Source organism: Streptomyces sp. NBC_01717 (genome assembly GCF_036248255.1).
In the GTDB taxonomy this organism is placed as follows: domain Bacteria; phylum Actinomycetota; class Actinomycetes; order Streptomycetales; family Streptomycetaceae; genus Streptomyces.
This window is the reverse complement of the sequence record NZ_CP109178.1, coordinates 1,429,421-1,455,168: the sequence shown is the minus strand read 5'-3', so window position 1 is coordinate 1,455,168 and position 25,748 is coordinate 1,429,421. Positions and strand designations below refer to the sequence as shown.

Sequence of the window (25,748 nt, the reverse complement as noted above, 5' to 3'; positions counted from 1 at the left end):
CCTCGCAGGTCACTGTACGCCCAATAGCGTATCGAGCGTCTGCGTTCAATACGATCACCAGCAGGCTCAGGGTGACCCGTCGGCTCTTACCGGATCCGGTGCGGCCCCTGGTCTGTGACGGCGGCCAGGCGGTCAGGCCACGTACAGCGTGCGCAGGAACGCGGCGAGGTTGGTCCGGGTGCGTGCCACCTGCTCCTCCAGGGTCAGCGTCTCCTTGAAGCGTCCGCCGGCGGCCGGTACCTTCCTGCCGCGGACATAGAGCGAGCAGGCGAGGTCGGTGCAGATGTACACGCCGACCGAATTCCCCTCCCGCCCTGCCGGGCCCGACTTGCGGGCAGTCATCAGTGAGACACCGCTGCCCGGGTGTGTGGTCAGGCAGAGTGAACACATGCTGCGGTGGAGGAAGCCCCGTTGCCGGGAGGGGAACCGGAGGGTGATGCCGATCAGCTCGCCTTCGTGATCGGTGACGATGTAGCTGCGCCCCGGTGCGGCGAGATCGCGCCAGCCCAGGAAATCCAGGTCGTCCCAGGGCTGCTCGGCAAGATCGCGCGGCATCGGCAGACGCCTGGCTTCCCCCTTGGAGCAATTGACGAACGATGCGCGGATGTCCTGCTCACTCACGGCCTTCATGCCGAGGACGCTAATGATGCCTATGAGTCCTAGGCAAACGATTAATTGCCCTAGGTTATGAGTCGGCTCCGGCGGGGACGTCCATGACCTTCAGACAGTGGGCGGGGGGATGCTCGACGGGCAGCTCCGGGCGCCAGGCCGCGAGGATCTGGGCCGAGGGATCGAAGAGCGGCTCCGGCAGGTCGTCGAGGCCGGTCCACTGCCAGGTGCTGATCAGATGGGGTTCCGTGACCTGCGGGTTCTCCGACTGCACGGTCACCACGGCGGCCATGGTCACGCGGTTGATACCGGCGACCACGTCGTGAAGCATCGCGAAGACCGTCACCCGGTCCTCGGTGACGTCCAGGCCGGTCTCCTCGCGCAACTCCCGCACGGCAGCCGCGGCGATCGACTCGTTCGTCGGGTCGACCTTGCCGCCCGGCAGCTCCCAGGTGCCGCTGTGGTGTCTGCCGAGCAGGATGCGTCCCCGCTCGTCCTGCACGACGACCCCCACGCCGAGCGCCGCTTGGGCGACGGGCGGACGGTTGTTGCGCGTGGGGATCTCGGTGGGTCGGGAATCCATGGTGCTCCTCGGGGGCCGGGACCGTCGCGCCCGGTGCGAGCGGGCGCGACGATCCCCCGGGTGGTCGTCGGTCGGTGCGGTCGTCGGCTCAGCGGTCCTGCGACAGGGCGTACAACTCGGCGAAGAGGCCGTCTCCGTAAGCCAGTTGGTCGAAAGTCCCTTCTTCCCGGATCCGGCCCCGGTCGAGGACGAGAATCCGGTCGGCCATCCTCACATTGTCGAGGCGGTGCGTGACGACCAGGGTGATCCGGTCCGGGGCCATCTCCCGCAGCGCCGTGAAGATCTGGTGCTCGCCCCGGGCGTCCATCTCGCTGGTGGGCTCGTCCAGAATGAGGAAGCCGGGCCCGCGGTACATGGCCCGCGCGCAGGCGAGACGCTGCCACTGGCCACCGGACAGCTCGTGTCCGCCCCACAGGGAACGGGCGAGCAGCGTATCCATCCCGTCGGGAAGGCCCCGGATCGGCTCGTCCATGCCGACGCGCGCCGCCGCCTCCCACACCAAGTCGTCGCCGTGCTCCCGCGGCTGTCCCAGGTCGATGTTCTCGCGCGCGGCCAGCGGCCAGTGACCGCTCTGCTGCGGTACGAGTCCCACGTGCTGCCACACCGCTTCGGCGTCCGCCGTCGCCAGATCGGTGTCGTCCCAGTGCACGGTGCCGCTGGTGGGCAGGGTCAGCCCGGTCAGCAGGCGTACCAGGGTGGACTTGCCCGCCCCGTTCTCGCCGACCAGTGCGACGACCTCGCCCCGGCGCAGGGTGAGCGACACCGGGTGCAGGGCCGGGGTGTCCTTCTTCGGGTAGCTGAATCCGGCTCCGGTCAGCCGGATCTCGGTCGGGGCCTGCGGTACGGCTGCGCCCCGGTGGGTGGTCAGATCGCGGGCCCGGGCGAGAAAGCGGTGGTAGTCGTCGAGGTAGAGACCGTGGTGGAACATGGCAGCGCCGTACCGGATCACGGAGTTGAGCGAACGACCTGCGGTCTGTGAGGCCATGACGGCCGTGCCGGCGATCGCCAGGGTCATCCGCCCGGACACGACCAGCCCGGCCAGCGAGGCCCACATCCCGACGGTGAACACCCCGCTCAGTGCCGCGGCGACGGCGTTGACCCGCAGATACAGCGGCGCCGCGGCCAGCGCCCGCCCCTCGACCCGGTCGCACATCGTGCGATACCAGAAATGCAGGTAGGGGCGCATGGTGTTGGCGCGCAGTTCGTCGGCGAGCGTCGGTGTCGTCAGGAACCAGCGCATCATGCCCCTCGTGTTGCGTGCCGAGACCGACGCGTCGAAAACCCGATAGTCGATTCTGGCGGCGATCACCCCGCCGAGACCACGCGGGACGACGGAGAGCAGCAGGACCACGAGCAGCAGGGGGTGCAGCACGGTCAGTACGGAAGCGGCGGTCATGAGTTGGACGAGCCCGTTGGTCATGCTCTTGGCGTCCTCCGCGAGATCGACCGCCCGCATCGCTCCGATCTCCGCGGCCTGGCTGCGGTCGCTGAATCCTTCCTGGTCGTACGCGGACAGCTCGACCCGCATGTGCGTGTCCACCATGGTCAGATCGGCGGCCGACGCCACCTGCGGATTGAGCCGGCGCGTCGCCCAGTCGGCCACCAGCCAGGCCGTCGAGCCGACCCCCAGCGCGACGCCCGCGACCGTCAGCGCGGGCCACGCGCGGTGAAGACCGGCCGCGGCGTCCGTCGAGCCGAACAGCGGCCCCATCGCGTCCGCCACCGACGCGAGCATCACGGCCGTCCCGATGCCGGAGAGCAACTGGCAGACCAGCACGGTCACCACCATGTGCCGGTCGACCGACCAGGCCAGCCGGAACGTACGGCCGAGCGCGGCCGGGATGCGGCGCGCCATGTCCCACAGGGTCGCGTCCTGCATCGCGTTGGCGTGCACCCGCCCGCTGAAACTCAGTTCCGGGGGTGCTGCGGGCCGTGGCGCACCGGGCTTCTTCCTGCCTTCCTGGTGCGGGACTGTGGCGGCGGGACCGGTCGGCAGGGGCTTCTCCAGGCTCATGCCCACCACCCCGAGACCGGCCTGTCCAGGGTCAGGAGAAAAACTGAGACAGCGTCAACCCGGCGCCGGGGAGGCAGGGGAGGCACCGGAAGTGCATCGAACATGAGATGAACACGCTGAAGGGCGCGTACGGAATTCATTGTTCCTCCTGAGGCCGCTTCGATCGGGACGAGCGACCGGAGAACGCGGCTGATCAAGAGGTCGTCACGGAGGGACGAGAGCGAATCATCGGCCTGATGTTCGAGTTGGATGCGCGTTCCGGAGTACGGCTGGGCAAGCGGCCGTAATCGGGCGTTCGATTCACCCGTGCGGTGGGAAGTCACTCGATCGAGGCATTGACCGAGCTGCGGCCACGCCCCGGCATTCCTTGTCCGTCCGGCCCGCGACGGCTGCTCATACGGTCAGCCGCAGTGATGTCGCCGAGATGCCGAGTCGCACGGTCTGCCCCCACGTCAGTTCCAGTGCGTCCCCCTCCATTCCGTCACCGAAGACCACCACCCGGTCGGACTCGACCGTGAGACGCAGCCGCTGGTCACGCCTGAGTTCGCCCGCCACCAGCGAGGTGCCGGTCGTGGGCGACGGCCAGGCCTCGCGTACGAACCAGACCAGCCGGGGATCGGTCGGGCCGGGCAGCGCCAGGGTGCTCCCGCGCTCCTGCCACAGCGAACGCAACCAGCCGGTGGAGCCGGTGCCGGTGCCGACCAGGACGCCGGAGGACGCCTGCGGTTCGACGGGGGAGCCGTCGGCGTCGGGGCCGAGACGGTACCGGGCCGTCTGGTGACCTGGCGGGCCCAGATAGATCTCATTCAGTGCGAGGAGGCGCTGGGTGTCGTCGGCGACGGCCTCGACCATGGTGAGATCGTCCGTCGTGCCGCCGGGGGACGCGGCCGCCCGGAACAGGGCGGCCGCATCGCCGGGACGGTGGCGCACCAGCACGCCCGGGTTGCGCCCGGGGTCGGTGTCGATGCCCACAACGGGCTGGCCGGACAGGTATTTGGCGACGTTGGCGACCAGCCCGTCCTGCCCGACGACGACCACCACATCCTCGGGCCCGAAGAGGAAGCGGTCGAGATCTGCGCGTTCCACCCGGGACTGGCGCCACTGCAGTGGTACGGCTGCTGCCACATCGGCGAGCGCCTGCCGGGTCCGCCCGTGCCGCCGCGCCACCTCCTCGATGGACCGGCCGCGGGAGGACAGGAAGAACTCCGCCTGGCCGTGCGTGCCGTGGCGGGCGAGCAGCTCCTCGTACTCGGTCGTCCGGTGCACGAGCACTGCGCGCGGGGCGAGGCTCACGCGCGCGCCTCCGGGTCGGGCCGGCCGAGCCGGGTGAGCAGCCCGGTGAGGACGTCGGGGGAGAGGGTGACGCTGTCGATGCGCGGCAGGTTCTCGGCGAACCAGGTGGCGGCGAGGGCGTGCAGCGTCCCGGTGTCCACCTCCGCGTGCACCCGCAGCCAGGCCGCCTGCGACTCGGCATGTGCGGCGCCGACCTCGCGTGCGGCTGCCGCCTCGGCGCGGGCCAGGCGCACCTTGCGCGCCGCTTCGGCCTCGGCGCGCACCCCGTCGGCCGCCGCGTTCTCCTCGGCCTCGCGGCGGGTGTTGGTGCCCCGCTGCTCGACCAACTGTTCCTCGCGGCGGGCAAGTTCGATCTGACTGGCGAGCTCGTTCTCGGCGATGGTCCGCTCGCGCTCGACGGCCACGGCCCGGCGTTCGTACGTGGCCCGGTCGGCCTCCTGCTGGATCTGCTCCCGAGCGGGGGTGCGCAGGGCGCGCTCCACCTCGGCCTCGGGTCGGATCGCGACGACCCGTACGGCAACCACGTCGATGCCGGTGGCGGGCAGCCGGGGCTCGGCGGCAAGTCCTTCGGCGACCCGGTTCCGTACCGACGCGACTCCGTCGACCAGCGCCCCGGCCAGCGGGGTGCGTGCCAGCACGTCCAGGGTGTGCTGCTGGGCCGTTTCGGTGAGGAGTGTGGCGATCTGCTCCAGCGGCGCACCGCGCCAGCCGCCGGTGTCCGGGTCGACGGAGAAGTCGAGCCGGGCGGCGGCCTCGGCCGGGTCGCTGATCCGGTACGTCACAGTGGCCTGCACGGTGACGTCCTGGAAGTCGGACGTACGCGCGTGGAAGGCCATCGCCAACTCCCGGTCGTTGACCGGCACTTCGGATAGTGCGGCGCTCAGTGACCGGTACCAGAAGCTCAGTCCCGCCCCGTCGTGCGCCAGTCGTCCGCGCTTGTGGTGGCGGATGTGGGCGGTGGGTGCGGAGCGCAGATGGCGCCAGCCGAACCGCTTGGTGATGTCGGCCATGTCGGATCCCCCTCGATTCTCGTCATGGAGACGATAAGGGAGCCCGATCGATATCGTCAAGAGGACGAAAAAGGTTCAGGGTGCGCGTCTCGACGTCGACCGCCCTTCGCGACGAGGAACCTGGCCGGCACCTCGCCGCCCCCGTGCACCGCCAGATCGGCGCCGTTGACGTACGGAGCGAAGTCGCCGGCCAGATAGAGACAGGCGCGCGCGACGTCGTCCGGCACGGCCATCCGCCCCATCGGAATGACGCCCGCCACCGCCGCACCACCGTCCTCGCCGTACACCGGCACCGCGCTCTCGGTGCGGATCAGTCCGGTCGTGATGTGGTTGACGCGCACCTTCGGTGCCCACTCCAGCGCCAGCGCCCGGGTCAGGGCCAGCAGGCCGGCCTTCGCTGCCGTGTAGGCGGCGGTGCCCGGCTGCGGGGTGTGGGCGGAGACGCTGCCGATGTTGACGACCGAGCCGCCGTCCTGCTGGCCCTGCATGATCCGGTTCGCCGCCTGCGCCACATAGAACGGGGCCAGCAGATTGAGCGCGACGATCTTCTCGACGAACCGCGGGGACATGGTCGCCGCATCGGCGTCGGGGGAGCCGCCCGCATTGTTGACCAGCACGTCCAGCCGTCCGAACCGCTCCACGGCGGCGTCGACGAGACCGGCGGCCGCGGCCGGGTCCCGGACGTCGACCGACCGGAAGTGAGCCGTCCGCCCACCCGCCTCGGGCGGTGCCGGCGGCTCGTTGCGCCCGCAGACCATCACCTCTGCGCCCGCGGCGAGGAACATCTCGGCGATCGCGGCGCCGATGCCCTTGGTGCCGCCGGTGACGATGACCGCTCGCCCCGTGAAGTCGACCGGATTGCCGATGTCCATGGTCCACCCCTGCTGTTGCCGAAGTGCGTGCCGAATGCGACAGTAATCTACCAATCGTTTGTTTGATGGCTGGTAGCCGGGACCGGACAGCTGTCGAGGGGGACGGACACGTGAAACGCGGGCGGCCGGTGACTCCCGAAGAAGTCACCGGCCGACCGGACGGTGCGCCGCCCCCGTCCCCACGGTGCGGCGCAGGCGGGCCCTCGTCATCCGCTCGGACGACGGCCCACGTTCAGCAGGACCCGGTCGTTGCCGGATCCAGACCTAGTGACGGAAAAACGGCGCTCTCCACGAAGCGAGTGAGATATGCCTCATCCGCGATCTTCGCCTCCAGCAGCGGCCTGGCGCGCATCACGCCCAGCAGTTGCGCGGAGACGAACTCCGCGCCCGCGTTGTCCTCGGTGATCTCGCCGCGCTCCTTGCCGCGCCGGACCATGGCGTCGATCGCCGCCAACTCGGGCAGGACCAGTGCTTCGCGCAGTGCGCAGAGCAGCTCCGGGCTCTGCAGCGCGGCATGGCTCAGCGCATGCATCAGCGGCGTGTCACGCCCGGAGCGCGCGCCGATGACCCGCGCCGCCTCGCGCAGGTCACCGGCGAGCGTGCCCGTGTCGATGTGCGACAGCAGCATCTGCCGGGTGCTGTGCAGTGCCGCGACGACCAGCTCCGGCTTGGAGCCCCACTGCCGGTAGAGAGTGGACTTCCCGCACCGGGTGCGGGACGCGACCCCTTCCATGGTGAGGGACTCGTAGCCGCTCTCCCGGAGCAGGTCGAGCACGGCCGTGTAGAGCTCTTGCGCCCGCTCCGGCGTGATCTTCGAGCGGCGCGGTGTGTGAGCCGGTTCCTGCACGGAATCGTGCGACGACATGTGCTGTTCCCTCTCTGCGACTGTGCGACGAGGTCCATCGATACGCCAGTGTACCGAAACGCCGGTGTTCCGATACGTTCGCGTATCGGTACACTGGCGTATCGATGCAGTATGGACTGGACCATGCCGCCGTAACACCGCTTCGTCAGCAAAGGGGCACCGGGTGATGTACGCCCGCAGTGAGCCCGCAGATCGGGAGCCGGACACTTCTGCCCGACCGCCCCTCGTCCGCGAGCTCCTTCTCGTCGTAGGACTCTTCGCGATCTACAAGCTCGGCCGCCAGGCCGCGAGCGGTCACGTCGAGGAGGCGTACCGCAACGCCGGACATGTCTGGGACCTCGAACGGGCGGTGCACCTGCCGGGCGAGGGTGCCGTGCAGGGCGCGCTGCTGCACAGCGAGACGCTGATCCACCTCGCGAATACCTACTACGCGGTCGTGCACTTCCCGGCCACGCTCTTCTTCCTGGCCTGGCTCTACTGGCGCCGGCCCCTCCACTACGTCTGGTCGCGCCGGATCCTCGCGGTGCTCACCGGAGCCGCGCTCGCGCTGCATCTGCTGTTCCCGCTCGCCCCGCCGCGGATGCTGGCCGCCGCCGGGCTCGTCGACACCGGGCAGGTGTACGGGCCGACGGTGTACGGAGACACCCCGGCCACCGACTCGATGGCCAACCAGTTCGCCGCGATGCCCTCCCTGCACTTCGGCTGGGCGCTGATGGTCGCGGTCGGGCTGATTGTCGCCACGCGTTCGCGGTGGCGGTGGCTCTGGCTGCTGCACCCGCTGGTCACACTGCTGGTGATAGTCGGCACCGCCAACCACTACTGGCTCGACTCGATCGTCGTCAGCGCGTTGCTCGCCGTCGCGCTCGCGGCGCTGCGGCTGGAGCGGACCGTGCCGGTCCGTGTGCACACTCCGTGGCCGTCCGTCGCCGGTGCGGCCGAGTCCACCGTCGCCCGGACCGGGCTGCCGATGTCCCGTATACCCGATCCGGCCGTCTCCGAGGTGTACGCCTCGTCGTCCGGAGGCCGGCAATGAACGCCACGCTGACAGCCGTCGCGCTGTCCCTGGTCTCCGCCGTCGCCTATGCCTCGGCCGCCGTGGCGCAGGCCCGGCTGGCGGGGCGCAGCGAGCCGGGCGCCGGAGTGTTCCGGATGCTCGGGCGCGCGGCCTGGTGGTCGGCGGTGGCACTGAACGCCGGTGGAGCACTGCTGCATGTCGCGGCGCTGAAGTACGGCCCGCTCACCCTCGTCCAGCCGCTCGGCGCGCTCACCCTGGTCGCCGCCGTACCGCTGGGTGCACGCGCCGCCGGACGCCGGGTCACCGGCACCGAATGGCACGGCACGATCCTCACCCTGCTCGGCCTGGGCGCCCTGCTCCTGACGGCGGGCGGCACGGCCCCGCACGAGACGCTGAGCCTGGGCGAGGCGCTGGCGGTCGGTGCGGCGACCATGGCGGTCGTCGCCGGACTCAGCCGCCCCGGGACCCGCCCCGGACTGCGGCACGCGGCGGCGTCCGGCATCACGTCCGGCGTGGCATCGGCGCTCACCCAGACCCTGACGGTGGCGGCAACGGACCACACGGGCCCGCTGTTCAGCTGGCGCCTGGTGACGGTGGCGCTGCTCGTCTCGGCCTTCGCGATGGGCGGCCTGCTCCTCGCCCAGACCGCGTACCAGGGCGGTCTCGGCGCGCCGCTCGCCGTGGTCACGCTCGCCAACCCGATCGCCGCCGCGGTCATCGGCCTGGCGCTGCTCGGCGAACGCCTCCAGGGCGGGACGATCGCCCTGATCCCGGCCCTGCTGGGTTCCGCCGCGGCGGTACGCGGGGTCATTCTGCTCAGCCGCGCCCAGGGCGAGACGATGTCGTTGGCGGACCGGGCCAGGACGGAACCGGCGCCGAGCGCGCAGTCCCGGGTCGTGATCGGCAGCCCCCGGACGAGGGACGACCGGCTGGTCCTCAGCCCGGAACCGGGAGGTACGCGGGTCGGCGGGCCGTGACGCGGGTGGGGCGGGGCGGGATGGCGGGCCGGGTACGGCCGGTCTGCCACCCCGCCCTCGTACGCGGCCTTCGTCGACCGTCCTCGGCGACCGCCCTGATCAGACGTCCCCAGGACGGCCCTCATGGGCCGGACGGGCTCGCCGGGGTGACTGAACCGGCGTCCTGCGCCAGAGCCCGGCTCAGCCAGCCGATCCAGAAGTTCTCCAGATCGATTCCGCCGCGCAGCACCAGATGCCGCAGCCGGTCCGCCTCGGAGTCCCGACCGGCTGGGAAGTCCCGCTTCTCGATCGCCAGATACTCGGCCAGCTGCTTCTCGTGCAACGCCAAGTGGCGGCGTAGCTCCGCCGTGAGGCCCGGTGCGCCGACCACGGCCGCCGCACGCATCCGCAGGAGCAGCGGATCGCGGATCTGCTTCGGGTCCTCCGGGAGCGCCACCCAGGCGGCCAGCGCCTCGCGGCCGGCGGGCAGCACCTCGTACTCCTTCTTCCGGCCACGGGCCGGTTGGGTCGACGGCAGGGCCCGGATCTGTCCGGCCTCCTCCAGCTTCCCGAGTTCGCGATAGATCTGCTGGTGCGTGGACGACCAGAAGTAGCCGATCGACCGGTCGAACCTGCGGGTCAGCTCCAGCCCCGACGACGGCTTCTCGAGCAGGGCGGTGAGGATCGCGTTCGGGAGTGACATGGGACGCATCCTAAGGACGGCGCCACGCCCGGAGCCGTGGGCCCCGGGCGCAGCGGCCCGTCGTCACAGCGCGGCGGCGAGCTCCGTGCCCTGGCGGATCGCCCGCTTGGCGTCCAGTTCGGCGGCCACGTCGGCGCCGCCGATCAGGTGCGCCGTACGGCCTGCGGCGAGCAGCTCCTCGTACAGTTCGCGACGCGGTTCCTGTCCGGCGCAGAGCACCACCGTGTCGACCGGCAGGAGGTGCTGTTCGCCGTCGACCGTCAGGTGCAGTCCGTCGTCGTCGATGCGGTCGTACGCGACGCCCGCGATCATCGTCACGCCGCGGTGCCGCAGCTCCGTGCGGTGGATCCACCCGGTCGTCTTCCCGAGCCCCGCGCCGACCTTGCTCTCCTTGCGCTGCAGCAGGTGGACGGTGCGCGGCGGCTTGGGGCGCTCGGGGAGGCGCAGACCGCCGCGCTCCCGGTACCCGGTGTCGACCCCCCACTGCCGGAAGAACACCTCGGGGTCGAGGCTCGCCGCGTCGCCGCCGTCCGTCAGGAACTCGGCGACGTCGAATCCGATCCCGCCCGCACCGATGATCGCGACCCGCTCACCGACCGGTGCCCCGTCGCGCAGGACATCGAGGTAGCTGACCACGCTGGGGTGGTCGAGGCCCTCGATCGTGGGGGAGCGGGGCGTGACACCGGTGGCGAGAACGATCTCGTCGAAGCCGTCGAGGGTGCCCGGCGTGGCCTTCGTCCCGAGCCGGAGCTCGACCTGCTGCTCCGCGAGTCGGGTGCGGAAGTACCGCAGCGTCTCGTTGAACTCCTCCTTGCCCGGGATCCGGCGCGCCACGTCGAGCTGGCCGCCGATCTCGTCGGCCGCATCGAAGAGCGTCACCGCGTGCCCGCGCTCGGAAGCCGAGACGGCGCACGCGAGACCCGCGGGCCCGGCGCCGACGACCGCGACGCGCTTGCGGGTCCGGGTCGGCGACAGGGTGAGCTCGGCCTCGGTCTCGTGGCAGGCGCGCGGATTGACCAGACAGGAGGTGATCTTCCCGCTGAACGTGTGGTCCAGGCACGCCTGGTTGCAGCCGATGCAGGTGTTGATCGCGTCGGCGCGGCCCGCGCCCGCCTTGGCCACGAAGTCCGGGTCGGCGAGGAACGGCCGGGCCATCGACACCATGTCCGCACGGCCCGACGCGAGGATCTCCTCGGCGACCTCGGGGGTGTTGATCCGGTTGCTGGTCACCAGCGGTACGGAGACGGAGCCGCGCACCTTCTCGGTGACCCAGGTGTAGGCACCGCGCGGCACCGAAGTCGCGATGGTGGGGATGCGGGCCTCGTGCCAGCCGATCCCGGTGTTGATGATCGTGGCCCCGGCCGTCTCGATGGCCCGGGCGAGTTGCACGACCTCCTCCAGCGAGGAGCCGCCGGGCACCAGGTCCAGCATCGAGAGCCGGTAGATCAGGATGAAATCGCTGCCGACCCGCTCGCGGACCCGGCGCACGATCTCCACCGGGAACCGCATGCGGTTCTCGTACGAACCGCCCCAGCGGTCGGTGCGGTGATTGGTTTCGGCGGCGATGAACTCATTGATCAGATAGCCCTCGGAGCCCATGATCTCGACACCGTCGTAGCCCGCCCGTCGCGCCAGTTCCGCGGTCCGCACGAAGTCCTCGACGGTCTCCTCGACCTCGTCGTCGGTCAGGGCGTGCGGTGTGAACGGGCTGATCGGGGCCTGGATGGCGCTCGGCGCCACCAGGTCCGGATGGTGCGCGTACCGGCCGAAGTGCAGGATCTGCATGGCGATCCGGCCGCCCGCCGCGTGCACCGCGGCGGTGACCTGAGCATGCTGCTCGGCCTCCGCCTCGGTGGTCAGTTTGGCGCCGCCGGGATACGGGCGGGCGCGGTCGTTCGGCGCGATGCCACCGGTGACCATGAGGCCCACACCGCCGCGGGCGCGGGCCGCGTAGAACGCCGCCATCCGCTCGAAGCCGCGCTCCGCCTCCTCCAGGCCGACATGCATCGATCCCATCAGCACCCGGTTGGGGAGGGTGGTGAACCCGAGGTCGAGCGGGCTGAGCAGGTTCGGGTACGGGGTCATCCGGCGGCTCCTCACACAGTGTCGTTGCGCCAGTTGTAGACCACCGAAACGTCATTGTGCAACAAGTTGCACAATGACCTGCGTCGCATTTGCTCACCGCCGGATGGCGGCCCCCGGACGGAGTAGCACCGGGGCACGTCCACCCGTCGTGGTGCGGAGAGTGGATCCGTGACCCGGAACACACCCGAACTCCACGGAGACCCCCATGGCCTGCCTCGACCGGCGTGACCTCGGTCTGCTCCTCCTGCGAGTCGGCACCGGCGCGGTCCTGGCCGCACACGGCAGTCAGAAGCTGTTCGGCTGGTTCGGCGGTGGGGGGATCGAGGGGACCACCGCGGGCATGCAGGCCATGGGCTTCCATCCGCCCGGGCGCAGTGCCGTCGTCGCCGGACTCGGTGAGGCGGGCAGCGGCGCCCTGCTGGCCCTCGGCCTCGCCACCCCCGTCGCCGGAGCGGCCGCTGCGGGCATCATGTCGGCCGCCGTCGCCGTCCACGCGCCCGCGGGCTTCTTCGCGCAGGGCGGCGGGTACGAGTACCCGGCCTTCCTCGGCTTCACCGCCGCCGCGATCGGCCTGACCGGCCCCGGCCGGTACTCCCTCGACCACGCGACCCATCACCTCCTCAACCGGCCGCGGATCGTCGCCCTCGCCTTCGCGGGCAGTGCGGCCGGGGTCGTGGTCGTCGTCGGGAAGCGGTCCAGGGGGCTGAGGAAGAACGCGGCCGAGAACTGAGCCGACGGTGCGTCAGGGCCGCCCTGCCCACCCTCACGCACCGTCGCCCCCATGGCTGTGTTCCCGGCCGTCGGGTGGCCGCAGGACGTTCCCCCTTTCGAGTGACTCCGCCGCCCGGTGATGACGGAGCCCGTCGGGTGTGTCCGAGGCTTGCAGGCGGCCGGACCCGCTCCGGCCGGGAGCCGCAGAGCCGCAGAACCTCAGAGCCGCTGGGAGTCCGCCGTGCACATCCTGCTCGTCGCGAGTGCGTTCAACAGCCTTACTCAGCGCGTCCACGCGGAGCTGCGGGACCGGGGCCACACCGTGGCGGTCGGACTCGCACTCTCCGACGTCCATCTGCGGGACGCGGTCCGGGGGTTCGCGCCGGACCTGATCGTGGCTCCGATGCTCAGGACCGCCATCCCGCGTGACGTGTGGTCGGCGCACACCTGCCTCATCGTCCATCCAGGACCCGTCGGCGACCGCGGACCGTCCTCACTCGACTGGGCGATCCACGAGGGCGTCACCCGTTGGGGCGTAACGGTTCTGCAGGCCGACGAGGAGATGGATGCCGGAGACGTCTGGGCGTCGGTGGAGTTCTCCGTTCCGCAGGTGGGCAAGAGCGACCTGTACCGCAACGAGGTCTCCGACGCGGCGCTGACAGCGGTGCTGCGGGCCGTCGACCGGTTCGCCTCGGGGATGTACACCCCCCGGCCCCAGGACGGCTCACGTGCCACGGACGGCACCCGGCCGTATCTCCGTCAGGAACGACGGCGGATCGACTGGCGCTCCGACCCCACCGGGACCGTGCTGCGAAAGCTGCGGGCGGCCGACTCGCAGCCCGGCGTGCTGGACGAACTGCTCGGCGGCGAGTGGTTCCTGCACGGGGGGCACCCCGAGGACCGGCTGCGCGGCCGCCCCGGAGAGCTGCTGGCCACGCGGGCCGGTGGGGTCTGCCGGGCCACCGTCGACGGCGCCGTATGGATCCCGGAGCTGCGCGCCAGGCGGCAGCCGGGACAGCCGGCCCCGTTCAGGCTCCCCGCCGTCCTGGCGCTCGGCGACCGGCTGCCACCGCTGCCTGCGGACCCGGTCCCGCCGGACGCATCCGGGCGCCGCGGAACCTGGACCGACATCCGCTACGAGGAGACCGGTGCCGTCGGACATCTGACGTTCTCGTTCCCCGGCGGGGCCATGAGCACCACGCAGTGCACACGCCTCCTGGACGCCTACCGGACCGCCTGCTCCCGGCCCACCTCGGTCCTGGTGCTGGGCGGCGGCCGGGACTTCTTCTCCAACGGCATCCACCTGAACGTCATCGAGGCGGCGGCCGACCCCGCCGAGGAGTCCTGGGCCAACATCAACGCCATGAACGACCTGGTGGAGGCCGTGCTGACCACCACCGACCGGCTGGTGGTCGCCGCCGTGGGCGGCAACGCCGCCGCCGGTGGAGCGATGCTCGCGCTGGCCGCCGACGAGGTGTGGTGCCGCAGGGGCTCGGTGCTCAACCCGCACTACCGGCTGATGGGACTGTCCGGCTCGGAGTACTGGACCCGTACCCTGCCGAGCAGAGTGGGGCCCGAGACGGCCGAGCGGATCTCCCGCGAGGCGCTGCCGCTCGGCGCCGAAGCCGCCGAGCGGCTCGGCCTGGTGGACCGGACCATCGCCTGCCGGCCCCAGGACTTCCCGGGCGAGGCCGTTCGACTGGCCGCCCGGCTGGCCTCGTCGACCGCCGCACAGGCACGGATCGCCCGGAAGAAGACGGCGCTCGAGCGCCAGGAGGCGCTCAAGCCGCTGGCCGCCTACCGGCAGGAGGAACTGGCCGCGATGCGGTCCATCTTCTTCGACCTGGACGCCCCGTACCACCGCCTGCGCCGTGCCTTCGTACGCAAGGAACCCCCGACCCGGACGCCGCCTCACCTCGGCGTCGGCGTACCCGGAAGGCGCACGGCCCAGCCGTCCGCCACCCGGGACCGTGCCGTCACCGCAACGGCGGCGCTCACCGATGTACCCGGACCGACTGACGGTTAGCTGGACAGGAAGGCCGAAAAGCGGGCTTTCAGCGCAGAGCTCCCCAAGGAGACATCCCCATGGATGCAGCAACAGCGAACACGGTCGGCGACCGCGCAGACGGTGCGGCCGGCGACGAGGAGTCCCCGATCCACATCCTCTGGATCAACGCGGGGCTGAGCTGTGACGGCGACTCGGTGTCGCTGACGGCGGCGATGCAGCCGAGTATCGAGGAAATCGTCCTCGGTGTGCTGCCGGGCCTGCCGAAGATCCAGGTCCACTGGCCCCTGATCGACTTCGAATGCGGTCCGGTGGGCGGTGCGGACACCTTCATCGAGTGGTTCTTCAAGGGCGAACGTGGCGAGATCGATCCCTTCGTGCTGGTCGTCGAGGGGTCCATCCCCAACGAGTCGATCAAGCAGGAGGGGTACTGGTGCGGCTTCGGCGACAACCCGGAGACCGGCCAGCCGATCACGACCAGTGAATGGATCGACCGGCTGGCGCCCAAGGCCCTGGCGGTCGTCGCCATCGGAACCTGCGCCACGTACGGCGGCATCCATGCGATGGCCGGCAACCCGACGGGTGCCATGGGCGTGCCCGACTACCTGGGCTGGGACTGGACCTCGAAGGCCGGCATCCCGATCGTGTGCGTGCCAGGCTGCCCGATCCAGCCGGACAACTTCTCGGAGACCCTCACCTACCTGCTCTACCAGGCGGTGGGCTCCGCTCCGATGATTCCGCTGGACGACAAGCTGCGCCCGACCTGGCTCTTCGGCGCCACCGTGCACGAGGGGTGCGACCGGGCCGGCTACTACGAGCAGGGCCAGTTCGCCACCACGTACGACTCGCCCAAGTGCCTGGTCAAGCTCGGCTGCTGGGGCCCCGTCGTCAAGTGCAACGTCCCCAAGCGTGGCTGGATGAACGGCATCGGCGGCTGCCCGAACGTCGGCGGCATCTGTATCGCCTGCACCATGCCGGGCTTCCCCGACAAGTTCATGCCGTTCATGGACGAACCGCCCGGCGGAAAGGTATCCGTCGGCGCCAGCGGAGCGTATGGGGCGGTGATCCGCAGACTCCGGTCGGTCACGGCCAGGACCGTGGACAAGGAACCGAAGTGGCGTCACACGGGCAAGAAGCTGACCACCGGGTACCGCCCGCCCTGGTGACCGACCGCCCGGCGCCACCGCTCCGCGATCGACGGACGGCGCGCCTTCGCTCCCCCTCCCTCAACTCCCGCTTCCCAGAAGGGTTATGGCACACACAATGGCATCCACGACGAAGGCGGCCGGCGACGGCAGTGGCCTCGTCGAGATGGCCTGGGATCCGATCACCCGGATCGTAGGCAGTCTCGGCATCCACACGAAGATCGACTTCAAACAGAAGCGGGTCGCGGAGTGCTACAGCACTTCGTCGGTCTTCCGTGGCTACAGCGTCTTCATGCGGGGCAAGGACCCCCGGGACGCCCACTTCATCACCAGCCGCATCTGCGGGATCTGCGGCGACAACCACGCCACATGTTCCGTGTACACGCAGAACATGGCCTACGGGGTGAAGCCGCCGCACCTCGCTGAGTGGATCATCAACCTGGGCGAGTCGGCGGAGTACATGTTCGACCACAACATCTTCCAGGAGAACCTGGTCGGGGTCGACTACTGCGAGAAGATGGTCCGCGAGACCAACCCCGGAGTCCTGGAGCTCGCCGAGCGCACCGAGGCGCCGCACGCCGGGGAGCACGGCTACCGCACGATCGCCGACATCATGCGCTCCCTCAACCCCATCGAGGGGGAGTTCTACCGCGAGGCTCTTCAAGTGAGCCGCTACACGCGGGAGATGTTCTGCCTGATGGAAGGGCGCCATGTGCACCCCTCCACGCTCTACCCGGGCGGTGTGGGAACGATCGCGTCCGTCCAGCTCTTCACGGACTACCTCAGCCGCCTCATGCGGTACGTGGAGTTCATGAAGCGGGTCGTTCCCCTGCACGACGACCTGTTCGACTTCTTCTACGAGGCGCTGCCCGGGTACGAGGAGGTCGGCCGCCGACGGGTGCTGCTCGGCTGTTGGGGAGCGCTCAACGACCCCGAGTACTGCGACTTCACGTACGCCAACATGACGGACTGGGGACGGAAGATGTTCGTCACCCCCGGCGTGATCGTGGACGGCAAACTGGTCACCAACGACCTCACCGAGATCAACCTCGGCATCCGGATCCTGCTCGGCAGTTCGTACTACGACGACTGGCAGGGCCGGGAACAGTTCGTCACCCACGACCCGCTGGGCAACCCGGTGGACCCCCGCCACCCGTGGAACCAGCACACCATCCCCGCCCCGCAGAAGCGGAATTTCGACGACAAGTACAGCTGGGTGATGTCGCCCCGCTGGTTCGACGGCAAGGACCACCTGGCACTGGACACCGGAGGCGGCCCCATCGCCCGCCTCTGGTCCACCGCCCTGTCCGGGCTCGTCGACGTCGGTTATGTGAAGTCCACCGGCCACAGCGTCGTCATCAACCTGCCGCGCACGATGACCAAGCCCGAGACCACCTTCGAGTGGAAGATCCCGAAGTGGAGCAACGCGCTGGAACGCAACCGCGCCCGCACCTACTTCCAGGCGTACGCCGCCGCCATCGCGCTGCACTGTGCCGAGAAGGGGCTCGAGGAGGTCCGCGCCGGACGCACCCAGACCTGGGAGAAGTTCGACGTGCCGGACGAGAGCATCGGGGTCGGCTTCACGGAGGCCGTACGGGGAGTGCTCTCCCACCACATGGTGATCAGGGACGGCAAGATCGCCAACTACCACCCCTATCCGCCCACTCCGTGGAACGCCAGCACCCGGGACACGTTCGGCACTCCCGGCCCTTATGAGGACGCGGTGCAGAACACACCGATCTTCGAGGAGAACACCCCGGAGAACTTCAAGGGCATCGACATCATGCGGGCAGTCCGCAGCTTCGACCCCTGTCTGCCGTGCGGCGTCCACATGTACGTGGGTGACGGCAGGACCGTCAAGCAGATGCATGTGCCCACCGGACTGAGCGGACTGGCCGGATGAGCGCCGCAGCCCCGTCGGCCGTCGCACCGCCGCGAGCCGTCGACGCCGTGGAGGCCGGACAGCGGGTCGAAGAACTGCTCGACCGTCTGACCGCCGTCGGAGACCAGGAAGTGGGTGCCGCGGCCGAGGATCTGGTGCGGGTCCTGATGGACTTCTACGGCGCCGGCCTCGCTCGTATCGTCGACCGCCTCAGCACCCCCGTGGACCACGGAACCGGCAGCGGACCGCTCGCCGCGCTGCTCGACGACGAACTGGTGTCGAGCCTGCTGGCCCTGCACGACCTGCACCCGGAGGACATCGGCACGCGCATCGCGCGCGCCCTCGACTCCGTCCGTGACCCTGTCGAGGTCGTCGGCTTCGACGAGGAGACCGGCATTCTGCGGCTGCGCTCCTCGTCCGAAGCCGGTGACGGCGGTGGCTGCGGCTGCCCGAGCACGGGCGCGGCGACCCGGCGCAGCGTCGAGGACGCGCTGGCCTGCTTCGTGCCGGAAGTGAACCAGGTGGAGATGGAGTCCTCGACCACCGACCGGGAGCCACCGCTGCTCCAGATCGCCACCCGTCCGCCGGCCGGAACTTCCGTGGCCGGGAAGTCCGTTGAGGCGAAGGCGCCATGATCGCACCCCAGGCGCCCGCCGGGCGCCCGGAGCCCGCTGCCCGCCCCCGAGGCCTGCGCAGGTTCACCACGCCGCCGGAACCCCGGCAGGAGCGCTGCGAGCTCTGCGGCGTGCCCGTGACCGAGGGCGGCCATCGGCATCTCGTGGACACCGAGAAGCGGGCGCTGGCCTGCGCGTGCACCCCGTGCTCCCTGCTCTTCGACCGGCCGGGCGCAGCCCACGGACGCTTCAGAACGGTCCCGGACCGCTATCTGTCCGATCCGGACCACCGTCTCGACGACGGTGCGTGGGAACTCCTGCAGATTCCGGTCGGCGTCGCGTTCTTCTTCCGCAACGCCGCTCTGGACCGGCTGGTCGCGCTCTACCCGAGCCCGGCCGGAGCCACCGAGAGCGAACTCGACCCGGAGACCTGGCAGACCGTGCTCGGCACCACCCGCCTCGCCGCACTGCTCGAACCCGACGTCGAGGCGCTGCTGATGCGCCGCACGGAGGGCCGGGCCGAGTGCTACCTCGTACCGATCGACATCTGCTACGAGCTGGTGGGACGCATGCGCCTCCTCTGGCAGGGCTTCGACGGCGGGGCCGAGGCGAGGGCCGACCTCCAGGCGTTCTTCGCACACGTCGAGGGACGCGCCGCCCGGACCCAGCAGAAGGGGCAGCCGCGGTGACGGAATTCGCCTTCACCTGCACCGGAGTCCGCGCCGACCCGTACGCGGCGGGCCCCACGCTGGTCCTCCGGCTGCGCATCACCGCGTCCCCGGAAGCCCGGGTGCACGCCCTCGCGCTTCGCTGCCAGATCCGTATCGAACCCGGCCGGCGCGGCTACGAGCAGGCCGAGGCGGACGGACTGCACGACCTCTTCGGTGACCGCTCACGCTGGGGAAACACACTCCAGCCCCTGCAGTTCGCCCAGGTCTCCCTGATGGTCCCGTCATTCACCACGGAGACCGAGGTGGACCTCGTCGTGCCCTGCACCTACGACCTGGACGTCGCCGCGACACGCTACTTCGACGCGCTCCAGGACGGCGAGGTGCCGCTCCTCCTGCTCTTCTCCGGCACCGCCTTCACCGGGGACAGCGGCTTCCACGTCGAGCCGGTGCCCTGGGACCGCGAGGCCTCCTGCCGCATGCCGGTGGCGGTGTGGAAGGACATGATCGAGCAGCACTTCCCGGGCTGCGGCTGGATCCGGCTGCCGCGCGACACCATGGACGCGCTGCTCGCCTTCCGCTCCCGACAGGCCCTGCCGTCCTGGGAAGCGACCGTCCAGGCACTGATCGACCTGGCCGGAGCGGCCGGGGCTCCGACCCCTGAGCGCCCGGCACGCCGGCCCGTACTGCCCCGCGTCACGGAGAGGACGGCGCCGTGACCGCATCCCTGCTCACGCCCGCACTGGAGTCCCGGTTCGCCACCGCCCGGCAGGTCGCCGACACCGTCCTCTTCGAGGGCTATGTGCTGTACCCGTACCGGGCCTCCGCGGCCAAGAACCGGCTGCGCTGGCAGTTCGGGGTGCTCGTACCGCCCGGCTGGGGCGCCGACCGCGAGGAGCACGACTTCCAGCACACCGAGTGCCTGATGGAACCGAAGCCCGGTGCGACGCTCGCCGTCGAGGCACGGTTCCTGCACGCCCAGCGACGGACGGTGCAACAGGCCCTCGACAACGGCACGTTCGAGACGGTGGCCCGACTCGACCTGGCCGACCGGGTGCTGGTCCCGTGGGACGAGGGCGCCGAGGAACGCGTCGAAGTGGTCGTGGACGTCGCCGAACTGGCCGGGGACGGCGTCACCGTCCCCTTCACGCGGCCCGCCCGCGAGGAGACCGAACCCGTCCTGGACGCGGACGGGCGGACGGTGGGCCGCCTGGTCCGCCGCTGCGAGGAGATCAGCGGTGCTGTGCGGCTGTCCGCCCGTGAACTCGACGGCCCCTACCGGGTCATGAGGCTCACCGCCGTGGTGGAGAACACCAGCGACTGGACGTCCGACTCCGCCGAGGCCGACCGGGAGGCCGCGCTCCCACGGTCGCTGGTCGCCGCGCACCTGCTGCTGGGTCTCAGCGCGGGATCGTTCCTGTCGATGACGGACCCGCCCGAATGGGCCAAGGGTGCGGTCGCGGCCTGCCGCAACCTGCACACCTGGCCGGTGCTCGCCGGGGAACCCGGGCGAGCGGACCTGATGCTGTCGTCCCCGATCATCCTGGAGGACCATCCGGCCATCGCCCCCGAGAGCCCGGGCACGCTCTACGACGCCACCGAGATCGACGAGATCCTCGCCCTGCGCACGGCGGCCCTGACCGACCAGGAGAAGCGCGAGGCGCGCGGCACCGATCCCCGGGCGGCAGCCGTCATCGACCTGGCCGAGTCGATGCCCCCCGAGGTCCTGGAGCGGCTGCACGGCGCGGTACGGGCCCTGCGGGAGATCACCGGACCCGAGACGCCTCCGCCCGCCGCGCAGGACCCCGTCCCGGACGGCGTGGACCTGATCGACACCCGCGGCGTACTCCGGCCCGACACCCCGTGGTGGGACCCGGCGAGCGACGACACCGCCGACCCGGCCCGGGACCGGATCCTGGTGGACGGACGGTCCGTGGGCGTGGGCAGCCGCGTCCTCCTGCGACCGGGGCTCCGGCGGACCGATGCCCAGGACCTTTTCCTCAAGGGCCGCAGCGCACAGGTCGAAGCAGTGCTCCACGACGTCGACGGCGGAGTGCACCTCGCGGTCACCGTGGAAGGCGACCCGGGCGCGGACATCCGCCGCGAGCAGGGGCGCTTCCTGTACTTCCAGCCGGACGAGATCGCCCCCCTGGAGGACGCGTGAACGACCTTGCGCAGAAGCACGTGAGAACCTTCATCGCCGGGATCGGGAACATCTTCCTCGGCGACGACGGCTTCGGCGTCGAGACGGTGCGCGCACTGTCCTCGCACCGGCTCCCCGACGACGTCGAGCTGGTCGACATCGGCGTACGGGGCGTCCATCTCGCCTATCAGCTCCTGGACGGATACGACACCCTCGTCCTGATCGACGCCACCGCGCGCGGTGGCCGCCCGGGAACCCTGTATCTGATCGAGGCCGACGAACCCGGAGCCGTCGAACCGCAGAACGCGCTCCTCGACGGACACCGGATGTCCCCCGATGCCGTCCTGGCACTGCTCGGCACCCTGTGCGCGGGCACCGGAGCCGTACCGCCGAAGCGCACGCTCGTCGTCGGCTGCGAACCCGGCAGTGTCGACGAAGGGATCGGGCTGAGCGCCCCCGTGGCCGCAGCGGTGCCCCATGCCGTGCGGATGGTCCTGGACCTCGTACAAGCAGCCGACCGTCCGGCCGACGCCAGGCGGACGGCGGCCGGACCTGTCATGAACTGAGCAGAAGGAACCCACCATCATGAAGAAGATCCTTGTCTGCGGCCTGAGCGCCGTCGCCGTCGCAGCCGTCGTCGCGCAGATCCTGCCCGACGTCAGGCGCTATCTGCGGATGCGCAGGATGTGACGGCACCTGCCGCCCGGACCCGGCCCGTGGCTGCACCGAATGGTGCATGTGCCGCACGGGTACCGGCGAGCCGGTCTGCCGGGCCCCGTGACCCGCCGCTGTAATGACGCAGTGCAGGACGGAGAACCAATGCACGAGATGTCGATCGCCATGGCCGTCGTCGACCAGGTGGAAGAGGCGGCTCAGGCAGGCGGAGCCACTTCGGTCGGGTCCGTCCGGCTCCAGGTCGGGGAACTGGCCGGAGTCGTCCCCGACGCCCTGTTCTTCTGCTTCGAACTCGCCTGCGCCGGGACCGTCCTGGAAGGAGCCGAACTCGTCATCGACTCCGTGGCGGCCCGCGCGCGGTGCGTGCCCTGTGCGGACGAATGGGCGGTCGGCATGCCGCCGCAGCTGTGCTGTCCGGTCTGCGGCGAGGCGACCGCCGAACTCCTGTCAGGTCGCGAACTGCAGATCCTCAGCGTGCACTGGCAGGACGGCCCCGCACCCGAACACACCCGCGAACCGATCTCCCAGGAGCACTGAACGATGTGCCGTGAAGTCGACCTGCAGCAGGCGGTACTCGCCAAGAACGACGCGACGGCGCACAGCCTGCGAGCCGGGCTCACGGCCCGCGGCACCACCGTCGTCAACCTGCTCTCCAGCCCCGGCAGCGGCAAGACCGAACTGCTGGAACGCGAACTCGGCCGGGCCCGCGAGAGAGGAGTGCCGGTCGCCGCACTCACCGCAGACCTCGCCACCGAGAACGACGCGGTACGCCTGGCCCGGTCCGGCGTGCCGGTCAAGCAGGTGCTCACCGACGGACTGTGCCACCTGGAGGCCGGCATGCTCGGCCGCCACCTCGACAACTGGCTGCCCGACGGGACCCGCATCCTCTTCGTGGAGAACGTGGGCAACCTGGTCTGCCCAGCCTCGTACGACCTGGGGGAGACGCTCAGGGTCGTCCTCGCCTCCGTGACGGAAGGCGAGGACAAACCGCTGAAGTACCCCACCGCATTCGGACTGGCCCAGCTCGTCGTGGTCACCAAGACCGACATCGCAGAGGCCGTCGACTTCGACGAGGCCGCGTTCCGTGCCCATGTCCAGCAGGTCAACCCCGGTGTGGAAGTGCTGCTCACCGCCGCCCGCCGCGGTGAAGGGGTGGGCACGCTTCTCGACCGGGCCCTGGCCGCAGGTGCAGGCGCCCCGGTCCACAGACCGGTGATGGCCCGGCAGCACCCGTACCAGCAGCACACCCACACGCACGGCGACATGGCCACACACGACGACACCCACACCCATAGTGACCACGGCGCGGACGGCGGCTCGCACACCCACACCCACGCGCACACCGGCATGCATACGCACACCCATCCGGACCTGGGCACCCACGAACATCCGCACACCGGCCCCCACGCACACGCGCATCCCGACGAGCCGCTCGTCATGACGACAGCACCCGACTCCGCGGCGCAGTACCGCTCGTGACGACCCCACAGCCCGGCGCAGCAGCCCTCGCGGGAGCCGTGGAGCGCCGACGGGTCGTGGTCCGCGGCGTCGTGCAGGGCGTCGGATTCCGGCCCTACCTGTACGCCCGGGCCACCGGGTTGGGCCTGGCCGGACACGTCACCAACACCACCGAAGGCGTCGTCGCCGAGGTCGAGGGCGCCCCGGCCGCCGTGGCCCTGTTCTGCGACCGGATCGCAGCGGAGGCACCCCCGCTCGCCCGGGTGGACTCCGTCGACCACACGCAGGTCCCGGCCGCGGGCGGATCCCGCTTCAGCATCGTGGACTCCCACACCGGCGGACCGGCCCGCACACTGGTTTCCCCGGACGCGGCCACCTGCGCCGACTGCCTCACCGAACTGGCCGATCCGGCCGACCGGCGCCACCGCCACCCGTTCATCACCTGTACGCACTGCGGGCCCAGGTTCACGATCGTCACCGCGGTGCCGTACGACCGCGCGCACACGACCATGGCCCGCTTCCCGATGTGCACCGACTGCGCCCGTGAGTACGCCGACCCCGCCGACCGGCGCTTCCACGCCCAGCCGGTCGCCTGCCCCGCCTGCGGCCCCACGCTGCGACTGCTCGTCGGGCGGCCGACCGGCACCACGCCCGAGCAGTGCGCAGCCGGACGCGACCCGGTCGCGGAGGCACGCCGACTGCTGTCGGAGGGTGCGGTCCTCGCGGTCAAGGGGCTCGGCGGCCACCACCTCGCCTGCGATGCCGAGAACTCCGCCGCGGTCGCCCTGCTGCGCCGCCGGAAGGCCCGAGGCGACAAGCCGTTCGCCGTCATGGCGCGGGACGTCGACGACGTCGCGCACCTCGTGCATGTGGGCGAGGAGGAGCGGGCCCTGCTCACCGGTGGGGTCCGGCCCGTCGTCCTGCTGCGGCGGCGTGCCGACGCCCGCCCGGGCGCCCGCACCCCCTGGCCGTGCGATGCCGTCGCCCCGCGCAGCCCCGACCTCGGCGTCATGCTCCCGTACACCCCGCTGCACCACCTGCTGCTCGGCCTGCCCGGTGACCCGCCTGGACCGCGCCTGCTCGTCATGACCAGCGGCAACGTGGCCGGTGAACCGATCGTCACGGACGACGACGAGGCGCTGGAGCGGCTGGCCCACCTGGCCGACGCCTGGCTCATGCACGACCGCCCGATCCATGTGCCGTGCGACGACTCCGTGGTGCGCGTCTGCGACGGGGAGCGGCTGATCGTACGCCGCTCACGCGGTTACGCCCCGCTGCCGCTCGCCCTGCCCCACCCGGTGCCTGCGACCCTCGCCACCGGCGGCGACCTGAAGAACACCTTCTGCCTCGCCGAGGAGCGCAGGGCCTGGCTGTCCGCCCATGTCGGCGACATGGACGACCTGGACACGCAGCAGGCCTTCGCGCGCGCCGAACAGCACATGGAGACCCTCACCGGCGTGCGGCCCGGCATCCTGGCAACCGACCGGCATCCCCGCTACCGCACCGGCCAGTGGGCGCTGCGCCGGGCCGCCGGCCGACCGGTCGTGCGTGTGCAGCACCACCATGCCCATATCGCCGCCGCGATGGCCGAGCACGGCCGGGACGGCAGCCGCCGAGTGATCGGCGTCGCGTTCGACGGCACCGGATACGGGGACGACGGGGCGGTGTGGGGCGGCGAGATCATGCTGGCCGACTACGACGCCTGTCTCCGCTTCGCACACCTCGCGTACGCGCCGCTGCCCGGCGGCGATGCCGCCGTACACCGGCCCTACCGGATGGCGCTGGCCCACCTGTACGCGGCAGGCATCGGCTGGACGGACGATCTGCCCTGCGCGGCAGCCTGCCCACCGGACGAACGACAGGTGCTGCTGCGGCAGTTGGAGCGCAACCTCAACTGCGTTCCCACCTCCAGCATGGGCCGGCTGTTCGATGCGGTCTCCTCGCTGGCGGGCGTCTGCCACCGCGCCGGGTACGAAGCCCAGGCCGCCGTCGAACTGGAGGCCGCCGCGGTCGGCGCCGCCGCCGACCCCGGGCCCGGTTACGGCTTCGCGCTGCGCCCGGCGGACCCGGTCGACGGACAGCCGTTGGTCATGGACCCCTCGCCGGTACTCGCAGCCGTCGTCGAAGACGTGCGCGCCGGTGCGGCGACGGCACTGGTCGCCGCACGCTTCCACGCAGCCGTCGCGGACGTCGTGCTCCAGGTGTGCGTCGCAGCCCGCGAACAGTACGGCCTGCAGGAAGTAGCCCTGACCGGAGGTGTGTTCGCCAACACCCTGCTCTCCTCCCGGTGCGCCCGGACGCTGAACGAGATCGGCTTCACCGTCCTGCGCCACCGTGAGGTCCCCCCGAACGACGGTGGACTGGCGCTCGGTCAGCTCATGGTGGCCACCCGCAACGCGGCGGCGCGCACCGGCGCAGCCGCCGACTGACGTCCGGCCCGGC

24 protein-coding genes are annotated in these 25,748 nt (G+C 70.9%); 15 read left to right on the top strand and 9 right to left on the bottom strand.

The features are described from left to right. Positions 1 to 132 precede the first annotated feature (132 nt). From OHB49_RS06780 to OHB49_RS06750, 7 genes are all read right to left on the bottom strand, one after another. On the bottom strand, positions 133 to 630 hold the full coding sequence (locus OHB49_RS06780; RefSeq protein ID WP_329158720.1) for an FBP domain-containing protein: 498 nt from the start codon (positions 628 to 630) through the stop codon (positions 133 to 135). A gap of 55 nt (positions 631 to 685) precedes the next feature. After that, positions 686 to 1,192 carry a nucleotide triphosphate diphosphatase NUDT15 gene (locus OHB49_RS06775; RefSeq protein WP_329158718.1) on the bottom strand — a complete coding sequence of 169 codons (507 nt, stop codon included), beginning with the start codon at positions 1,190 to 1,192 and terminating at the stop codon, positions 686 to 688. 88 nt (positions 1,193 to 1,280) lie between these two features. Beyond that, on the bottom strand, positions 1,281 to 3,206 hold the full coding sequence (locus tag OHB49_RS06770; RefSeq protein ID WP_443079498.1) for an ABC transporter ATP-binding protein: 1,926 nt from the start codon (positions 3,204 to 3,206) through the stop codon (positions 1,281 to 1,283). Between the two features lie 393 nt (positions 3,207 to 3,599). Beyond that, the gene (locus tag OHB49_RS06765) at positions 3,600 to 4,499 is read right to left on the bottom strand and encodes a hypothetical protein (RefSeq protein WP_329158716.1); all 900 of its coding nucleotides are present in this window, start codon (positions 4,497 to 4,499) and stop codon (positions 3,600 to 3,602) included. Continuing rightward, on the bottom strand, positions 4,496 to 5,509 hold the full coding sequence (locus OHB49_RS06760) for an SPFH domain-containing protein (protein ID WP_329158714.1): 1,014 nt from the start codon (positions 5,507 to 5,509) through the stop codon (positions 4,496 to 4,498). The genes OHB49_RS06765 and OHB49_RS06760 overlap by 4 nt, the downstream gene beginning before the upstream one ends. Positions 5,510 to 5,565: 56 nt before the next feature. Beyond that, positions 5,566 to 6,381 carry an SDR family oxidoreductase gene (locus tag OHB49_RS06755; protein WP_329158713.1) on the bottom strand — a complete coding sequence of 272 codons (816 nt, stop codon included), beginning with the start codon at positions 6,379 to 6,381 and terminating at the stop codon, positions 5,566 to 5,568. A gap of 232 nt (positions 6,382 to 6,613) precedes the next feature. Next, entirely contained in the window at positions 6,614 to 7,246 is a 633-nt protein-coding gene (locus OHB49_RS06750) for a TetR/AcrR family transcriptional regulator (protein ID WP_030973572.1), read from the bottom strand. A gap of 166 nt (positions 7,247 to 7,412) precedes the next feature. Between OHB49_RS06750 and OHB49_RS06745 the strand changes: the two genes are divergently transcribed. Together OHB49_RS06745 and OHB49_RS06740 are read left to right on the top strand one after the other, a co-directional pair. Beyond that, the gene (locus OHB49_RS06745) at positions 7,413 to 8,279 is read left to right on the top strand and encodes a phosphatase PAP2 family protein (protein ID WP_443079497.1); all 867 of its coding nucleotides are present in this window, start codon (positions 7,413 to 7,415) and stop codon (positions 8,277 to 8,279) included. Further along, positions 8,276 to 9,238 (top strand): hypothetical protein, encoded by a 963-nt coding sequence (locus OHB49_RS06740; protein WP_313940355.1) that lies wholly within the window; start codon positions 8,276 to 8,278, stop codon positions 9,236 to 9,238. The genes OHB49_RS06745 and OHB49_RS06740 overlap by 4 nt, the downstream gene beginning before the upstream one ends. 121 nt (positions 9,239 to 9,359) lie before the next feature. Here the strand turns inward: OHB49_RS06740 and OHB49_RS06735 are convergent, their stop codons facing one another. Together OHB49_RS06735 and OHB49_RS06730 are read right to left on the bottom strand one after the other, a co-directional pair. Then, positions 9,360 to 9,920 carry a PadR family transcriptional regulator gene (locus OHB49_RS06735; RefSeq protein WP_030973578.1) on the bottom strand — a complete coding sequence of 187 codons (561 nt, stop codon included), beginning with the start codon at positions 9,918 to 9,920 and terminating at the stop codon, positions 9,360 to 9,362. A gap of 63 nt (positions 9,921 to 9,983) precedes the next feature. Continuing rightward, positions 9,984 to 12,005, bottom strand: a complete 2,022-nt coding sequence (locus tag OHB49_RS06730) for an NADPH-dependent 2,4-dienoyl-CoA reductase (protein WP_329158706.1) — start codon at positions 12,003 to 12,005, stop codon at positions 9,984 to 9,986. A 205-nt stretch (positions 12,006 to 12,210) separates the two neighbouring features. Here OHB49_RS06730 and OHB49_RS06725 point away from each other — a divergent pair, with 205 nt between their 5' ends. The 13 genes from OHB49_RS06725 (at position 12,211) to hypF (ending at position 25,735) form a co-directional block, all read left to right on the top strand. Beyond that, complete coding sequence (locus tag OHB49_RS06725) at positions 12,211 to 12,735, top strand: DoxX family protein (protein ID WP_329158704.1); 525 nt, start codon at positions 12,211 to 12,213, stop codon at positions 12,733 to 12,735. 222 nt (positions 12,736 to 12,957) lie between these two features. Then, positions 12,958 to 14,742, top strand: coding sequence for an enoyl-CoA hydratase-related protein (locus OHB49_RS06720; RefSeq protein ID WP_329158702.1), 1,785 nt, complete (start codon positions 12,958 to 12,960; stop codon positions 14,740 to 14,742). Between the two features lie 59 nt (positions 14,743 to 14,801). Next, positions 14,802 to 15,887 (top strand): hydrogenase expression protein HypE, encoded by a 1,086-nt coding sequence (locus tag OHB49_RS06715; RefSeq protein ID WP_030973585.1) that lies wholly within the window; start codon positions 14,802 to 14,804, stop codon positions 15,885 to 15,887. A gap of 97 nt (positions 15,888 to 15,984) precedes the next feature. Then, positions 15,985 to 17,769: a nickel-dependent hydrogenase large subunit gene (locus tag OHB49_RS06710; RefSeq protein WP_030973587.1), complete on the top strand. Its 1,785-nt coding sequence runs from the start codon at positions 15,985 to 15,987 to the stop codon at positions 17,767 to 17,769. Next, positions 17,766 to 18,383 (top strand): hypothetical protein, encoded by a 618-nt coding sequence (locus OHB49_RS06705; protein ID WP_030973589.1) that lies wholly within the window; start codon positions 17,766 to 17,768, stop codon positions 18,381 to 18,383. Before OHB49_RS06710 ends, OHB49_RS06705 begins: the two co-directional genes overlap by 4 nt. Continuing rightward, positions 18,380 to 19,051 (top strand): DUF5947 family protein, encoded by a 672-nt coding sequence (locus tag OHB49_RS06700; RefSeq protein ID WP_030973591.1) that lies wholly within the window; start codon positions 18,380 to 18,382, stop codon positions 19,049 to 19,051. The genes OHB49_RS06705 and OHB49_RS06700 overlap by 4 nt, the downstream gene beginning before the upstream one ends. Beyond that, a complete protein-coding gene (locus OHB49_RS06695) occupies positions 19,048 to 19,749 on the top strand; it encodes a DUF6084 family protein (RefSeq protein WP_329158697.1) in 702 nt (233 codons plus the stop codon). Before OHB49_RS06700 ends, OHB49_RS06695 begins: the two co-directional genes overlap by 4 nt. Next, positions 19,746 to 21,194 (top strand): hypothetical protein, encoded by a 1,449-nt coding sequence (locus tag OHB49_RS06690; protein WP_329158695.1) that lies wholly within the window; start codon positions 19,746 to 19,748, stop codon positions 21,192 to 21,194. Before OHB49_RS06695 ends, OHB49_RS06690 begins: the two co-directional genes overlap by 4 nt. Then, positions 21,191 to 21,739, top strand: coding sequence for a hydrogenase maturation protease (locus OHB49_RS06685; protein ID WP_329158693.1), 549 nt, complete (start codon positions 21,191 to 21,193; stop codon positions 21,737 to 21,739). Before OHB49_RS06690 ends, OHB49_RS06685 begins: the two co-directional genes overlap by 4 nt. A gap of 19 nt (positions 21,740 to 21,758) precedes the next feature. Next, positions 21,759 to 21,863 (top strand): DUF6893 family small protein, encoded by a 105-nt coding sequence (locus tag OHB49_RS45815; RefSeq protein WP_376255183.1) that lies wholly within the window; start codon positions 21,759 to 21,761, stop codon positions 21,861 to 21,863. A 129-nt stretch (positions 21,864 to 21,992) separates the two neighbouring features. Then, positions 21,993 to 22,385 (top strand): hydrogenase maturation nickel metallochaperone HypA, encoded by a 393-nt coding sequence (gene hypA / locus OHB49_RS06680; protein ID WP_329158691.1) that lies wholly within the window; start codon positions 21,993 to 21,995, stop codon positions 22,383 to 22,385. 3 nt (positions 22,386 to 22,388) lie between these two features. Continuing rightward, positions 22,389 to 23,327 carry a hydrogenase nickel incorporation protein HypB gene (gene hypB / locus OHB49_RS06675; RefSeq protein ID WP_329158689.1) on the top strand — a complete coding sequence of 313 codons (939 nt, stop codon included), beginning with the start codon at positions 22,389 to 22,391 and terminating at the stop codon, positions 23,325 to 23,327. Beyond that, entirely contained in the window at positions 23,324 to 25,735 is a 2,412-nt protein-coding gene (hypF, locus tag OHB49_RS06670; protein WP_329158687.1) for a carbamoyltransferase HypF, read from the top strand. Before hypB ends, hypF begins: the two co-directional genes overlap by 4 nt. The last annotated feature ends 13 nt before the right edge of the window (positions 25,736 to 25,748 follow it).

Coding starts and splice junctions, on each gene's coding strand:
- OHB49_RS06780 (WP_329158720.1), bottom strand. CDS start 630: ATGAAGGCCGTGAGTGAGCAGGACATCCGCGCATCGTTCGTCAATTGC.
- OHB49_RS06775 (WP_329158718.1), bottom strand. CDS start 1,192: ATGGATTCCCGACCCACCGAGATCCCCACGCGCAACAACCGTCCGCCC.
- OHB49_RS06770 (WP_443079498.1), bottom strand. CDS start 3,206: ATGAGCCTGGAGAAGCCCCTGCCGACCGGTCCCGCCGCCACAGTCCCG.
- OHB49_RS06760 (WP_329158714.1), bottom strand. CDS start 5,509: ATGGCCGACATCACCAAGCGGTTCGGCTGGCGCCATCTGCGCTCCGCA.
- OHB49_RS06755 (WP_329158713.1), bottom strand. CDS start 6,381: ATGGACATCGGCAATCCGGTCGACTTCACGGGGCGAGCGGTCATCGTC.
- OHB49_RS06750 (WP_030973572.1), bottom strand. CDS start 7,246: ATGTCGTCGCACGATTCCGTGCAGGAACCGGCTCACACACCGCGCCGC.
- OHB49_RS06745 (WP_443079497.1), top strand. CDS start 7,413: ATGTACGCCCGCAGTGAGCCCGCAGATCGGGAGCCGGACACTTCTGCC.
- OHB49_RS06740 (WP_313940355.1), top strand. CDS start 8,276: ATGAACGCCACGCTGACAGCCGTCGCGCTGTCCCTGGTCTCCGCCGTC.
- OHB49_RS06735 (WP_030973578.1), bottom strand. CDS start 9,920: ATGTCACTCCCGAACGCGATCCTCACCGCCCTGCTCGAGAAGCCGTCG.
- OHB49_RS06730 (WP_329158706.1), bottom strand. CDS start 12,005: ATGACCCCGTACCCGAACCTGCTCAGCCCGCTCGACCTCGGGTTCACC.
- OHB49_RS06725 (WP_329158704.1), top strand. CDS start 12,211: ATGGCCTGCCTCGACCGGCGTGACCTCGGTCTGCTCCTCCTGCGAGTC.
- OHB49_RS06715 (WP_030973585.1), top strand. CDS start 14,802: ATGGATGCAGCAACAGCGAACACGGTCGGCGACCGCGCAGACGGTGCG.
- OHB49_RS06710 (WP_030973587.1), top strand. CDS start 15,985: ATGGCATCCACGACGAAGGCGGCCGGCGACGGCAGTGGCCTCGTCGAG.
- OHB49_RS06705 (WP_030973589.1), top strand. CDS start 17,766: ATGAGCGCCGCAGCCCCGTCGGCCGTCGCACCGCCGCGAGCCGTCGAC.
- OHB49_RS06700 (WP_030973591.1), top strand. CDS start 18,380: ATGATCGCACCCCAGGCGCCCGCCGGGCGCCCGGAGCCCGCTGCCCGC.
- OHB49_RS45815 (WP_376255183.1), top strand. CDS start 21,759: ATGAAGAAGATCCTTGTCTGCGGCCTGAGCGCCGTCGCCGTCGCAGCC.
- hypA (WP_329158691.1), top strand. CDS start 21,993: ATGCACGAGATGTCGATCGCCATGGCCGTCGTCGACCAGGTGGAAGAG.
- hypB (WP_329158689.1), top strand. CDS start 22,389: ATGTGCCGTGAAGTCGACCTGCAGCAGGCGGTACTCGCCAAGAACGAC.